The organism is Streptomyces sp. NPDC038213, assembly GCF_055600495.1.
This window is the reverse complement of record NZ_JBVJYM010000003.1, coordinates 412,372-425,810: the sequence shown is the minus strand read 5'-3', so window position 1 is coordinate 425,810 and position 13,439 is coordinate 412,372. Positions and strand designations below refer to the sequence as shown.

Sequence of the window (13,439 nt, the reverse complement as noted above, 5' to 3'; positions counted from 1 at the left end):
CGCTCACGGCGGCCCGGCACACCTCGTGTGTGCCGGGCCGCCGCGCGTCCGGGGTACGGGCTCCCGTCCTACCTCGTCCCGCGCAGCCTGCGCCACGGGGTGAAGGTGAAGACCGCGCCGCCGAGCAGGATCACCGTGCCGGCGACCAGGCCCAGGGCCTTGAGCCCGCCGTCGTCGCCCGCGCCGGTCTCGGCGAGGCCCTCGGTGGTGCTGCCGGAGTCGGCGCCGGCGCTGCCGCCGCCGGGGCTGCCGCCCGGCTGGGCCGCGGTGTCCAGCTCCACGGAGACCCCGCTGCTGACGGCCTTGCAGGGCACCTTGATGCTGCCCGACACGGTGATCAGCAGCTCACCGGGGCTCAGCGTGGCCTTGCCGCTCCCGCCCGGCTTGTAGGTGCCGGTCATATCGGCGAGGTCGACCGGGTCGCCCGCCTTGAGGGCGGCTGCGTTGGCCGGGCCGGTGACCACGACCGATCCGCTGTCCGCCCCGCCGACCTTGATCGTCATCGAGGGCTTGAGGGCGCCCGCGGCCAGATCGGCGGGGCTCTTCATGATCCCCTTGCCGGTCTTGACGGTGAGGTCCCAGCTGCCGCCGTTCTTCTTCGCGTTGACCGTCGCCGGGGCCTTGATCGGCTCCTGGACGAAGGGCTTGCAGTCGTAGGTGACGGTGACCGCCTTGCCGGCCACCTCGCTGGGGCCTCCGGTACCGCCGGTGGAGGTGCCGGAGGTGGTACCGGCCGTGGTCCCGGACGTCGTGCCCGCGGTGGTCCCGGAGGTCGTGCCCGCGGTGGTGCCCGACGTGGTGCCGGAGGTCGTACCCGACGTGGTCCCGGACGTCGTACCCGACGTGGTCCCGGACGTCGTACCCGACGTGGTGCCGGAGGTGGTGCCGCCGCTGGAGCCCGCCGAGACCTCGATGGTGTGGGCCGCGGCCACGGCGGCGGTCGGGGCGCACTTGGTGACCCAGTCGCTGCCGAAGAGGGTCACCGCCACGTCGTAGCGGGCCGGGGTCAGGGTGATCTTCCCGGCCTTGGTGAGCTTCAGCTTCGCCTTCATGTCCGACATCTGCATCGGCGCTTCCTTGGGGATCGGGTCGTTCTTCTTCTCCCCGACCACCTTCAGCTCGGCCATGCCCGAGACCTTCAGCCAGCCCGTGGGCAGGACCGAGTCCTTCGGGATGTCGGCGACCTTGGTGTTGTTGGACGCCGGTTTGACCGTCTTCCACACCACCTCGACCTCGTCGCCGACCTTGGCCTTCGCCGGCGCCGTGATGCTCGCGGTGGTGGTGCCCTCCACGGGGCCGCCGCCGCCCGCGGGCGGGATGCACTTCACCTTGAACGAGATCTCGGCGGCCTGGGCGGGTCCGGCCGCCATCACGGTGCCCGCGCCTCCGAGCAGCAGCGCGACGGCCGCCGCGCTCACCCTCCGTTGGGTCTTCACGAATGTCCCTTCGTCGTCGATCGGTTCTCAGACGGTGCGGACGTCTGCGGGTCTGGGTCGGGGCCGGGGCCCGGCTCCGGGTCCGCGGCTGCGGCCGGGGCCCGGTCCGGGGCGAACCACGGGAGGGCCGCCGTACCGCTCGCGGGGGCGGCCCGGCGGGGGGCCGCGGCCGGCCGGGACGGGGCGCGCGGCAGTCTCGCGGTGACCGCCGCGCGCCCCGCGCCCGGCGCCGCTGCCGGCTCGGGTCCCGGCGGCCGGGCCGGGCCGCGGTCGCGGTGCCGGCCGCCGGGGCGCGGGCGGACGCGGTCCACGACCGCCATGCCGGTGCGGAAGACGGCCGCCGGGACCACCACGCAGAGCAGCAGCCAGAACAGGCTCACCCCGTACGGCCGGTCCACCCCCCAGGGCTGGACGACCAGCACCTTGCCCCCGTACGTGAGGGAGACGGTGTGGTCCCCGTGGGCGCCTGCCGAGAGGGTGGCGTCGAGGGTGATCCGGGCCTTGGCGCCGGGGGCGATCGTGCCCCGCCACTGGCGCTCCTCCCAGACCGGGGCGAACACCCCGCGGGCGGTGCCGAGCTGGAAGACGGGGTCCTTGACCGGGGCGGTGCCGAGATTGCCGACGGTCACCGCGAGGGTCCGGGAGGGCGGGGCACCGAACCAGGTGAGGATCCCGTCCTCCCCCTCCAGCCGGGCCGCCGCGAGCACGGCGAGCCGGGCGGTGCCCGTCTGCGAGGGCAGGGCCGCCAGGGGGTGGTCGGTGATCTTCAGCGGTACCTGGACCTGGGCCTGGTCCCCGGTGACGGTGGCCACGGCCACCACGCACGGGCAGGGCTTGGGCGGGGCGACCACCGGCAGCTGCTTGCCGAAGCGGCCGAGGGCGTCGGTGGTGGCGGCCCGGCCGTCGGCGTTGGCGCAGCTGTTGGTGCCGCCGATCATGTTCTGCCCGCAGACCAGCAGGGTGAGGAGGGTACGGGGGCGCCAGCCGGTGCCGGCCACCGTGATCTCCGTACCCTTCGCCACCTCCTGGAGCGAGAGCTCGAGGGTGGGGCGGGGCTCCGCGGCGGCTGCGGCGGCGGCTGGTGTGGCTGCGGGTGCGGCGGGCGACACGAGGGCGAGCGCGGCGCCGAGGACGGCCGCCGGGACCGCCCGCGCCCACCGCGGCCACCGCGCGCCGCGCTCCCGGATCCGGACCTCGCCGCTCACCCGACCGCCCCCGTCAGCTCGTCCTGCCGTCCCTGCTGTTCCAGGTGCCGCTTCTGTTCCTGCTGTTCCTGCTGTTTTTGGTGTGTCTGCTGTTTCTGGTGTGCCTGCTGTTCCCCGGGCTCCTCCTGCCGGGGGCGCGGCTCACCGCGGCGGCGGGCCCGTACGAGCAGCGCCGCGCCCGCGACGGCCGCGCAGAGCCCCGCGGCGGCCCCGGCCACGGCGGGCCAGGGCAGGAAGCGGGCCGTCACGGCGCCCGACGCCCGCGCTCCCCCGCCCGCCGTGACGGTGAGCGCCACCTCCGCGGAGCCGAGGGCCGGGGCCCCGGGCCAGGGTTCGGACAGCTCGATGCGCTCGCCGGGCAGCAGCTCCACCGCCAGCGGGCGGGCCGGGCACTGCTCCGGGTCCCCGAAGAGGCCCTCGGTCCGGACGGCGAGCTCGGGGTGCAGGACCGTGTTGCCCCGGTTGACCAGGGCGTAGTGGATGAGCGCGGACCGGCCCCGGCCGCCGACCGCCACGTCCTCGACGGTGAGCGCCGACAGGGTCGGGCCGCCGACCCGCAGGTGGACCCGTACCCCCGCCTCCCGGGTGCCCTCGGCGGCGACCACGGCGGCCGGGTGGTCTCCGGGGACCGCCTCGGGCGGCACGGTGACGGTGAAGGGGACCACGGCCCGGGTGCGGGCCGGGACCAGGACGCGGTTCTGCGCGAAGCCGATCCAGGTGCCGGCGCCGGTGGAGCGGCCCACCGGGCGCAGGGCCAGGGCCCCGGCGGCGGTGTTCCCGGCGTCGGCGCCGCGCAGCGTGAGGGTGCGGGGCCGGCCGGAGGGGTTGGTCAGGACGATCCGGTCCTCCAGCACGGTGCCGGGCAGGCCGTCGAAGTAGAAGTGGGGGCGGGCCTCGGGCCCGCCGGGGCGGGTGGCCGCCCCGGTGGCGGGCGCGGCGCTCCAGCCGGGTTCCGCGCGGGCCGGGCCCGGCGCGCCCAGCAGCAGGGCAGCGGCGGCGGCGAGCAGGGCCGCGGCCCGCCGGCCCACGTCAGGCCCGGGCGCCGCGGCCGCGGCGGGTGAGCCACAGGACCCCGGCGGCGCCGGTGAGCAGGACGGTCCCGCCGAGGGTGCCGAGCGCGAGGGCGGAGTCCAGCGGGCCGGTCTCGGGGAGGGTCTGCGGGGCCGCGGCGGGGGGTGCGGCGGCCGGGCCGCCCCCGGCGGCGGTGACGTCGAGCTCCAGGGCGGGGCCGGGGCTGTTGCCCGGGGTGCAGGTGGTGACCGTCATCATCGCCTTGATGGTCAGCACGCCCGCGGTGAAGGTGACCCTGCCGGACTTCTTCGGGGTGTACGTGCCGGACAGGTCGCCGATCCTGATGGGGGTGTTGGCGGGCGCGGCCTCGGCGTTGGGCGGGCCGGACACCGCGACCGTCGCCGTCTCGGCGCCGCCCACCTGGATGACGGCGCTGGGGTTCATGGCCCCCTTGCCCAGCTCGATCGGGCTGGAGGAGACGCCCTTCTGGAAGGACATCGTCAGCTTGTAGCCGCTGCCGGACTTGACGGCGGTGATGTCGATCGGGGACACGGCCGACTTGGGGCCGATGGGGGTCTTGCAGTCGTACGCGACGTCCACGACCCGGGCTTGGGCGGCGGGGGCGGCCGCGAGGACCGCCGTACCGGCCAGCGCCGCGGTGAGCGCCAGCGCGGCGGAGCGCTGCTGTATGGACACCTCTGGGATCCCCTCGGGCCGCGGACCTAGGTTACTGACGGCAAGTCAGATTGGCCGCCAAGGTACGCCGGGGACCCTGCCGAGGGAAGACACGCGACGGCCCGGATCGGTACGGGACCGGTCCGGGCCGTCCGCCGCACCCCGCAAGGGGTTTGACGATGCGTCAGAACACCCGCTCGCCCCGCTGCCACACCGCGGACACCAGCGGTACGCCGGGCCGGTAGGCGAGGTGGACGTGGCTCGGGGCGTCCAGCAGGGCCAGGTCCGCGCGGGAGCCGGGGGCCAGCCGCCCGATGTCCGTGCGCAGCAGGGCGCGGGCGCCGCCGGCGGTGGCGGACCACAGGGCCTCGTCCGGGGTCATCCCCATGTCCCGTACGGCCAGGGCGATGCAGAAGGGCATCGAACTGGTGTAGGAGGAGCCGGGGTTGCAGTCCGTGGACAGGGCCACGGTCGCCCCCGCGTCCAGCAGGCGGCGGGCGTCGGGCCACTGGGCGCGGGTGGAGAACTCGGCGCCCGGCAGCAGGGTGGCCACGGTGGCGGAGTTCGCGAGGGCGTCCACGTCGGCGTCGGTGAGGTGCGTGCAGTGGTCGGCGGAGGCCGCGCCGAGCTCCACGCCGAGCTGCACGCCGGGGCCGTGGGTGAGCTGGTTGGCGTGGATCCGCGGGATCAGCCCCTTGGCCTTGCCCGCGGTGAGGATCGCGCGTGCCTGGTCCCCGTCGAAGGCGCCCTTCTCGCAGAACACGTCCACCCAGCGGGCGTACGGGGCGCAGGCGTCCAGCATCTCGCCGGTGACGAGCTCGACGTAGGCCGCGGGGTCCTCGGCGTAGTCCGGGGAGACGATGTGCGCGCCGAGGTAGGTGACCTCGTCGGTGTGCGCGGCGGCGATGCGCAGGGCGCGGGCCTCGTCCTCGACGGTGAGCCCGTAGCCGGACTTGGTCTCGAAGGTGGTGGTGCCCTGGCGGCGGGCCTCGTGGAGGTGGCGCAGCAGGTTCGCCTCCAGCTGCGCGTCGGAGGCGGCGCGGGTGGCGGCGACGGTGGTGCGGATGCCGCCGGCGGTGTAGCTGCGGCCCGACATGCGGGCGTTGAACTCCTGGGTGCGGTCGCCGGCGAAGACGAGGTGGCTGTGGGAGTCGACGAAGCCGGGGATCACGGCGCGGCCGTCCGCGTCGACGGCGCGGTCGGCGGCCGGAGCGGCTGCGGCGGGGCCGGCCCAGGCGATGCGGTCGCCTTCGATGACGAGGGCTGCGCCTTCGACCAGGCCGAGGGGGCTTTCGTCGGCGCCCGGGAGGGTGGGGTCGTTGGTGACGAGGCTGCCGATGTTGTGGATCAGGGTGGTGGTGGTCACGGGGTCCTCTCCGAGGGTGTGTCTCCCCGCCCCGCCCCTTCCCGAACTGGGGCTCCGCCCCAGACCCCGCGCCTCAAACGCCGGCGGGGCTGGGATTTGCTGCGCAAATCCAGCCCGCGCGGCGATTGAGCGCACCGGGCGCGGAGCGCACGGTCCGGGGGTCCGGGGGCCTGCCCCCGGTTTCGGGAAGGGGCGGGGTGGGGAACAGGCCCCGCGCAGCGGAGCCGGGGGCGGGTCAGCCGCGGACGGCTGCGATGGCGGTGGACAGGGCGGACGGGACGTCCGGGACGAGGGTGTGGGCGCCGTCGCGGACCACGTGCCGGCCCCCGACGACGACGTGCCGGACATCGGCGGCGGTGGCCGCGAACACGGCCGTCTCGGCCCCGAGCCGCGGCACCGGCCCGGCCGTCCGCACGGAGTCCAGCGCGACGGTGGCGAAGTCGGCGAGCATCCCCGCCTCCAGCGCCCCCGCATCCGCCCAGCCCAGCGCGGCGTGCCCGTCCGCGGAGGCCGCCCGCAGCAGCGCGGCCGCCGTCCAGTGGCCCCGCGTCCGGCTCGCCAGCCGCTCGTTCAGCTCCATCGCCCGCGCCTCCTCCAGGAGGTCGATGACGGCGTGGCTGTCGCTGCCCAGGGACAGCGGGCTGCCGGCCCGCTGGAGGCGGACGGCGGGCCCGATCCCGTCGGCGAGGTCCCGCTCGGTGGTGGGGCACATGCAGGTGCCGGTGGAGCTGTTGCCGAGCAGGGCGATGTCCCCGTCGGTGAGGTGGGTGTTGTGGACCCCGGTCGTCCGGGGCCCGAGGACCCCGTGGTCGGCGAGCAGCCGGGTCGGGGTGACCCCGTGCGCGGCCAGGCAGGCCTCGTTCTCCGCGGTCTGCTCGGAGAGGTGCACGTGCAGCGGGGCCCGCCGCTCCTGTGCCCACCCGGCCACCGCGGCCAGCTGCTCCGCGGGGACGGCGCGGACGGAGTGGATCGCGGCGCCGATCCTGGCGTGCCCGCGCTCCTTGAGGGCGGAGACCCGCTCGGCCCAGGCCTGCGCGGTGCCGTCGGAGAAGCGCAGCTGGTGCGCGTTCGGGGGCTCCCCGAACCCGGCCGCCAGGTAGGCCGTGTCGAGCAGCGTGATCCGGATCCCGGCGTCGGCGGCGGCCGCGATCAGGGCCTCGCCCATGGCGTTGGGGTCCTGGTACGGCGTACCGCCCGGCGCGTGGTGGACGTAGTGGAACTCGCCCACGCTCGTGATCCCGGCCAGCGCCATCTCCGCGTACACGGCCCGCGCGAGCGCGAAGTACGTGTCGGGGGTGAGGTTCTGGGCGACGGAGTACATGATCTCGCGCCAGGTCCAGAAGGTGCCGGAGCCGACCTGCACGGTCCCGCGCAGCGCCCGGTGGAAGGCGTGGGAGTGGGCGTTGGCCAGGCCGGGGAGGGTCAGTCCGCGGAGGACTTCGGCGCCGGGGGACGGGGTGTCCGCCCCCGTGCGGACGGCCGCGATCCGGCCGTCCGCCGCGGACACGTCAAGGGCGACGCCCGGCTCGACGTGGGTGCCGAGCCAGGCGTGCTCCAGCCAGTACGTCTTCACCTGCACGTCGTCACCTGCACCAGCTGCGTCACCTGCATGCGAGGCCTTCCAGTACGTCGGCGAGGGCGAGGACACCGGCCGTGCAGTCGTCCTCCCCGGCGGATTCCGCCGGGGAGTGCGAGACGCCGGTGGGGTTGCGCACGAACAGCATGGCGGTGGGGACGGACGCGGAGAGGATTCCGGCGTCGTGTCCCGCGCCCGTGCCCAGGACGGGGGTCTTCTCCCCGAGGATCCGGGCGAGCTCGTCGCGCAGGGCGTGCTGGAACTCGACGACGGGGGTGAAGGACTCCCGGGTGACGTCGAGTTCGACGCCGTGCCGCTCGGCGTGCTCGCGGGCGGCCTTGCGGACCCCGTCGAGCACCTCGTCCAGGGCCTTGCCGTCGGCGGCGCGGGCGTCGAGCCAGCCGCGGACCAGGGACGGGATGGCGTTGACCCCGTTCGGCTCCACCGCGATCTTTCCGAAGGTGGCGACGGCGCCGGCGAACTCGGCCTCGCGGCGGGCGGACAGGACCGTCTCCGCGTACGGCAGCATCGGGTCGCGCCGGTCCGCGAGGCGGGTGGTCCCGGCGTGGTTGGCCTCGCCGCGGAAGTCGAACCGCCAGCGGCCGTGGGGCCAGATCGCGGAGGCGATGCCGACGCGGTCGCCGGAGAGGTCCAGGGCGCGGCCCTGCTCCACGTGCAGTTCGACGAAGGCGCCGATGCGGGCGAGGCGTTCGGGGTCGGGGCCGATGGCGTCGGGGTCGTAGCCGGCGGCGGCCATGGCCTGCGGGAGGGAGATCCCGTCGCCGTCGCGCAGCTCGAAGGCCTTCTCCTTGGTCAGCTGCCCTGCGGCGAGCCGGGAGCCGACGCAGGCCAGCCCGAAGCGGGCGCCCTCCTCGTCGCCGAAGTTGGTGATGGCCAGCGGCCTGGCGAACTCCGCACCCCTGTCGCGGAGTTCGTCCAGGGCCGCGAAGGAGGACACGACCCCGAGGGGGCCGTCGAAGGCGCCCCCGTCGGGTACGGAGTCCAGGTGGGACCCGGTGACCACGGCGTCCCCCGCGAGGGGGTCGCCCAGCCAGGCCCACTGGTTGCCGTTGCGGTCCACCTCGTACGCCAGCCCGCGTGCCTCCGCCTGGGCGCGGAACCAGGCCCGGCAGTCCGCATCGGCGCCGGTCCACGCGAACCGGCGGTAGCCGCCGGTGTCCGCGTGGCGGCCGATGGGCGCCAGGTCGGCCCACATCTCGTGGAAGGTCACGCCGGGTCGCCCTCGCGCATGGGGACGCGGACGCCGCGCTCGTCGGCGACGGTCTCGGCGATGTCGTAGCCGGCGTCCACGTGCCGGATGACGCCCATGCCGGGGTCGTTGGTGAGCACGCGGCGGATCTTCTCGCCCGCGAGCGGGGTGCCGTCCGCGACGGTGACCTGCCCGGCGTGGATGGAGCGGCCCATGCCGACCCCGCCGCCGTGGTGCAGGGAGACCCAGGAGGCGCCGGAGGCGACGTTGACCATGGCGTTGAGCAGCGGCCAGTCGGCGATGGCGTCGGAGCCGTCGAGCATGGCCTCGGTCTCGCGGTACGGGGAGGCGACGGAGCCGCAGTCGAGGTGGTCGCGGCCGATGGCCAGCGGGGCGGCGAGGGTGCCGTCGGCGACCATCTCGTTGAAGCGCTCGCCGGCCTTGTCGCGCTCGCCGTAGCCGAGCCAGCAGATGCGGGCGGGCAGGCCCTGGAAGTGGACGCGCTCGCCGGCCATCTTGATCCAGCGGTGCAGGGACTCGTTCTCCGGGAAGAGTTCGAGCATCGCCTTGTCGGTCTTGTGGATGTCCGAGGCCTCGCCGGACAGCGCCGCCCAGCGGAAGGGGCCCTTGCCCTCGCAGAAGAGCGGGCGGATGTAGGCGGGGACGAAGCCGGGGAAGGCGAAGGCGCGGTCGTAGCCGGCCAGCTGGGCCTCGCCGCGGATGGAGTTGCCGTAGTCGAAGACCTCGGCGCCGGCGTCCATGAAGCCGACCATGGCCTCGACGTGCTTGGCCATGGACTCGCGGGCGCGGGTGGTGAACCCGGCCGGGTCCTTGGCGGCGGCGTCGGCCATGTCCTCGAAGGCGATGCCGACGGGCAGGTACGCGAGCGGGTCGTGGGCGGAGGTCTGGTCCGTCACGATGTCGATCGGGGCGCCCTCGGCCAGCATCTGCGGGAGCAGTTCGGCGGCGTTGCCGAGCAGGCCGACGGAGAGCGGGCGGCGGGCGTCGCGGGCCTCGGTGGCGAGCTGGAGCGCGTGCGCGAGGCTGTCGGCCTTCACGTCGAGGTAGCGGTGCTCGATGCGGCGCTCGATGGCGCGCGGGTCCACGTCGATACAGATCGCGACGCCGTCGTTCATGGTGACCGCGAGGGGCTGGGCGCCGCCCATGCCGCCGAGGCCGGCGGTGAGGGTGATCGTCCCGGCGAGGGTGCCGCCGAACTTCTTCGCGGCGACGGCGGCGAAGGTCTCGTACGTGCCCTGGAGGATGCCCTGGGTGCCGATGTAGATCCAGGACCCGGCGGTCATCTGGCCGTACATGGTCAGGCCGAGGTGCTCCAGGCGGCGGAACTCCTCCCAGTTGGCCCAGTCGCCGACCAGGTTGGAGTTGGCGAGCAGGACGCGGGGGGCCCACTCGTGGGTCTGCATCACGCCGACCGGGCGGCCGGACTGGACCAGCATGGTCTCGTCCTGCTTCAGGGTCTGGAGGGTGCGGACCATGGCGTCGTACGAGCGCCAGTCGCGCGCGGCCTTGCCGGTGCCGCCGTAGACGACCAGCTTGTCGGGGTGCTCGGCGACCTCGGGGTCCAGGTTGTTCTGGAGCATCCGCAGGGCGGCCTCCTGCTGCCATCCCAGGGTGCTGAGTGCGGTACCGCGGCCGGCCCGTACGGGGCGGGGTCCTGACATGGCTGTGCCTCCTCGGTGTTGGTCAATCCATTCACATACTTACCTGCTGAATAGAAGTAGTCAACGGCTGCGGCGCGGCCCCGGGGGTGATTGGCTTGCGGACATGGCCGATGACCTGCTGACCGCCGGCGCCGCACGGCGCCGTGACCTGGCCGTCCGGGCCGCCGTCGAGCAGGGGGTCGTGGGCGGGGCCGAGGGCGCGGACCCCCTGGTGTGCCTGCTCGACACGGCGGGCATCGAGGCCTCCGCGGCCGCGCTGCGGGCCGCCTTCGCCACCGCGCTGCCGCCCGGCACCCCCGTGCTGCACGCCTTCGCGGTCAAGGCCGCCCCGCTGGTGCCCGTCCTGCGGCTGCTGGCCCGGGCCGGGCTCGGCTGCGAGGTCGCCAGCCCCGGCGAGCTGGCACTCGCCCGCGCCGCCGGGGTCGCCCCCGCCCGCACCGTCCTCGACTCCCCCGCCAAGACCCCCGCCGAACTGCGCGAGGCCCTCGCCCTGGGCATCGCCGTCAACGCCGACAACCTCCAGGAGCTGGCCCGCCTCGACGCCCTGATGGCCTCCGCGCCCAGCGGCTCCCCGGTCGGCCTGCGCGTCAACCCGCAGACCGGGGCCGGCACCATCGGCTCCACCTCCACGGCCACCGCCACGTCCAAGTTCGGGGTCGCCCTGCGCGACGAGGGGGCCCGCGCCGCCGTGGTCCGCGCCTGCCTCGACCGGCCCTGGCTCACCCGGCTGCACACCCACTCCGGCTCCCAGGGCCTGGCCCTCGACCAGCTCGCCCGCGGGGTCCGCGAGCTGTACGACCTGGCCGAAGAGGTCAACGCCGCCGCCGGCCGCCCGCAGATCGACACCCTCGACATCGGCGGCGGCCTGCCCGTGGACTCCACCTCCGACGCCCGGACCCCCACGTACGCCCAGTACGCCGCGGCCCTGCGCGAGGCCGTCCCCGGGCTGTTCGAGGGCCGGTACGGGCTCGTCACCGAGTTCGGCCGCTCCCTGCTCGCCAGGCACGGCCTGCTGCTGGCCCGCGTCGAGTACACCAAGACCAGCGGCGGCCGCCCCATCGCCCTGACCCACGCCGGGGTGCAGGTCGCCACCCGCACCGTCTACGCCCCGGCCTCCTGGCCGCTGCGGATCCTCGGCTACGACGCCAAGGGCCGGCCGCTCGGCGGGGAGCCGGTGGTCCAGGACGTGGCGGGCCCCGCCTGCTTCGCCGGGGACCTGCTCGCCGAGGCCCGCCCGCTGCCCCTGCTGTCCCCCGGCGACCTGGTCGCGGCCCCGGACACCGGCGCGTACTTCTTCTCCGCGCACTACGGCTACAACAGCCTGCCGCGCCCGGCCGTCCACGGCTTCCGCACGGACCCGGGCGGGGCGGGCGCCCCGGACACGGTCCGCTTCAGCCTCGTACGGCCCGCGCAGCGGCTGTCCGACCTGGTGGCGGAGGCCGGCGGCGGCCACGCCGACGCCCTCCTGGAGCCCTGAGGGGCGGCCCGCCGAGATCCGACGGCCTAGGCCGTCTCTTCCGGATCTTGGCGGGTCCGCGACGCCCGGCACTGCGCCTCGCCGCACTGCACTCGCTGCGCTCGCTCCGTCTCGGCTCCTCTTCGAGGGCCTTGGAGGCCGAGCTGTCGGGAAGCCCGGGTACGCCCAGTACCCGGGCTCCCCTCCGCCTTGCGAGGCACAGCACCAGACGGCGGCCTGATCCGCCAAGATCCGAAAGAGACGGCCTAGTCGACGAACAGGCCGCGGGCCGTGGCCGCCGCGTCGAAGGCCTCCAGCCGGGCCTGCGCGTCGGGCAGCGCGTCCGCCATCGCCTCCAGCAGCACCCGGCCCAGCAGCATCGGGGCGCAGGCGGTGTCGAAGGCCAGCCCGGTGCCGACGGCGGCCGGGATCAGCAGGTCGCTGTGGCGGGCCACGGGCGCGAAGGCCGAGTCCGCGACGGTGACCACCGTGAGGCCCGCCGAGCGGGCGTACTCCAGGGCCTCCACGACCTCGCGCGGGTGCCGGGGCAGCGCGAAGCAGAGCAGGGCGGTGGCCCCGGCGGTGCGGGCCGCGTCGATGCGGTCGGTGAGCATCGAGCCGCCCTCGTCGAGCAGCCGGACGTCGGGGTGGACCTTGGCCGCGAAGTAGGCGAAGCCGCGGGCCTGCGAGGAGGCCGCGCGCAGCCCGAGCACCGGCAGCGGCCGCGAGGCGGCCAGCACCCGGCCCGCCTCGGTCACCGGCGCGGGGTCCGCGAGCAGGGCGGAGAGGTGGCGGAGGTTGTCGATCTCCGCCTGTACGGCCTGCTGGTACGAGTTGTACGCCGTGGAGTCCGGGCGGGGCGGGGGGCCCGCGGGGGCCACCTCGCGCAGGTGGCGGCGCAGGGCCGGGTAGCCGTCGAAGCCGAGGGCCACGGCGAAGCGGGTCACGGAGGGCTGGCTGACCCCGGCCAGCTCGGCCAGCTCCACGCTGGACAGGAAGGGCACGTCGGCGGCGGAGCGGACCATGCAGTGCGCGATCCGGCGCTGGGTGGGCGTCAGCCGGTGCCCCTCGAACAGCTTCTGCAGCCGCGCGGCCGGGCTGTCGCCGGCAGCGGCCCTGGCACCGTCGATCATCGGAGACCCCCTCATTCACTCACGCAGCAGAGTGCATCGATCCATGCAGGACGGCAAGCGGCGGGGGCTGCGGGACGGGTCGGGAACGGGTCCGGGCCCGCCTCCCCGGGGGCAGCCCTCCGGGGCGTTCGGGGGGTTGTCCCTACTGCCCCCGGGCCCGTACGTCCCTACGGTGGCGGACATGAACGCTCACGCAGACGACGCCGCACTCGCCGGGGACCCGGAGCTCCGCAAGGAGCTGGACGCCGCCCTCGCCGCCCGGCGGGAGCTGGGGCCCGAGTACGAGCCGGCGCTCGTGGAGTCCTTCCTCGCGAAGGTGGACGCCCGGCTGGACGCCTCGGTGGACACCCGGGTCCGGCGCCGGCTGGCGGAACGGCGTACGGCGGCCGCGCGCGGCGAACGGGAGGACGGCTCCGCGGGCGCGGACTTCGCCTCCCGCCACGGTTTCGCGGTGGCCGGCCTGGTCCTGGCGGTCCCGCTGTCGGCCATCGCCGCCGCCCACGCCGGCGTCACGGGCCTCCTGATCGCCTGGACCGGCATCCTGGGCGTCAACTTCGCCGACGCGGCCAAGGCCCGCGGGGGGCGCTGGGGGCGGTCCGGGGACTGAGCGGCGGGGCCGGGCCCGTCCGGGAGGGGTTGCGCGGGGACCGCCGCACCCCCGGTCGCCCGGGGGGCGGGACGACGGCGGT

11 protein-coding genes are annotated in these 13,439 nt (G+C 75.5%); 2 read left to right on the top strand and 9 right to left on the bottom strand.

Features of this window, described 5'->3' with window-relative positions; genetic code table 11:
- Positions 1-68: 68 nt before the first annotated feature.
- The 8 genes from ACZ7JZ_RS07125 to hutU form a co-directional block, all read right to left on the bottom strand.
- The gene (locus tag ACZ7JZ_RS07125; RefSeq protein ID WP_470934072.1) at positions 69-1,436 is read right to left on the bottom strand and encodes a hypothetical protein; all 1,368 of its coding nucleotides are present in this window, start codon (positions 1,434-1,436) and stop codon (positions 69-71) included.
- The gene (locus ACZ7JZ_RS07120) at positions 1,433-2,641 is read right to left on the bottom strand and encodes a hypothetical protein (protein ID WP_470934070.1); all 1,209 of its coding nucleotides are present in this window, start codon (positions 2,639-2,641) and stop codon (positions 1,433-1,435) included. Before ACZ7JZ_RS07120 ends, ACZ7JZ_RS07125 begins: the two co-directional genes overlap by 4 nt.
- Positions 2,638-3,669 carry a COG1470 family protein gene (locus tag ACZ7JZ_RS07115; RefSeq protein WP_470934068.1) on the bottom strand — a complete coding sequence of 344 codons (1,032 nt, stop codon included), beginning with the start codon at positions 3,667-3,669 and terminating at the stop codon, positions 2,638-2,640. The genes ACZ7JZ_RS07120 and ACZ7JZ_RS07115 overlap by 4 nt, the downstream gene beginning before the upstream one ends.
- Position 3,670: 1 nt before the next feature.
- Positions 3,671-4,348 (bottom strand): peptidase, encoded by a 678-nt coding sequence (locus tag ACZ7JZ_RS07110; RefSeq protein ID WP_470934066.1) that lies wholly within the window; start codon positions 4,346-4,348, stop codon positions 3,671-3,673.
- 163 nt (positions 4,349-4,511) lie between these two features.
- Positions 4,512-5,693, bottom strand: a complete 1,182-nt coding sequence (gene hutI, locus ACZ7JZ_RS07105) for an imidazolonepropionase (RefSeq protein WP_470934064.1) — start codon at positions 5,691-5,693, stop codon at positions 4,512-4,514.
- A 235-nt stretch (positions 5,694-5,928) separates the two neighbouring features.
- Positions 5,929-7,272, bottom strand: coding sequence for a formimidoylglutamate deiminase (locus ACZ7JZ_RS07100; protein WP_470934062.1), 1,344 nt, complete (start codon positions 7,270-7,272; stop codon positions 5,929-5,931).
- 22 nt (positions 7,273-7,294) lie between these two features.
- A complete protein-coding gene (locus ACZ7JZ_RS07095; RefSeq protein WP_470934212.1) occupies positions 7,295-8,485 on the bottom strand; it encodes an allantoate amidohydrolase in 1,191 nt (396 codons plus the stop codon).
- Between the two features lie 11 nt (positions 8,486-8,496).
- Positions 8,497-10,161 (bottom strand): urocanate hydratase, encoded by a 1,665-nt coding sequence (gene hutU, locus ACZ7JZ_RS07090; RefSeq protein ID WP_470934060.1) that lies wholly within the window; start codon positions 10,159-10,161, stop codon positions 8,497-8,499.
- Positions 10,162-10,264: 103 nt separating this feature from the next.
- On the opposite strand from hutU, the gene ACZ7JZ_RS07085 reads away from it, so the two are divergent.
- Entirely contained in the window at positions 10,265-11,638 is a 1,374-nt protein-coding gene (locus ACZ7JZ_RS07085) for a type III PLP-dependent enzyme domain-containing protein (RefSeq protein ID WP_470934058.1), read from the top strand.
- A 245-nt stretch (positions 11,639-11,883) separates the two neighbouring features.
- Here ACZ7JZ_RS07085 and ACZ7JZ_RS07080 read toward each other — a convergent pair whose 3' ends face one another.
- Positions 11,884-12,750 carry a MurR/RpiR family transcriptional regulator gene (locus tag ACZ7JZ_RS07080; protein WP_470934056.1) on the bottom strand — a complete coding sequence of 289 codons (867 nt, stop codon included), beginning with the start codon at positions 12,748-12,750 and terminating at the stop codon, positions 11,884-11,886.
- A 181-nt stretch (positions 12,751-12,931) separates the two neighbouring features.
- On the opposite strand from ACZ7JZ_RS07080, the gene ACZ7JZ_RS07075 reads away from it, so the two are divergent.
- Positions 12,932-13,357 (top strand): hypothetical protein, encoded by a 426-nt coding sequence (locus ACZ7JZ_RS07075; protein ID WP_470934054.1) that lies wholly within the window; start codon positions 12,932-12,934, stop codon positions 13,355-13,357.
- Positions 13,358-13,439 lie beyond the last annotated feature (82 nt).

Bases quoted from the DNA above. Each gene is read 5' to 3' on its own strand.
- ACZ7JZ_RS07080 (WP_470934056.1), bottom strand. From the start codon at position 12,750: ATGATCGACGGTGCCAGGGCCGCTGCCGGCGACAGCCCGGCCGCGCGG.
- ACZ7JZ_RS07085 (WP_470934058.1), top strand. From the start codon at position 10,265: ATGGCCGATGACCTGCTGACCGCCGGCGCCGCACGGCGCCGTGACCTG.
- ACZ7JZ_RS07075 (WP_470934054.1), top strand. From the start codon at position 12,932: ATGAACGCTCACGCAGACGACGCCGCACTCGCCGGGGACCCGGAGCTC.
- hutU (WP_470934060.1), bottom strand. From the start codon at position 10,161: ATGTCAGGACCCCGCCCCGTACGGGCCGGCCGCGGTACCGCACTCAGC.
- ACZ7JZ_RS07095 (WP_470934212.1), bottom strand. From the start codon at position 8,485: ATGTGGGCCGACCTGGCGCCCATCGGCCGCCACGCGGACACCGGCGGC.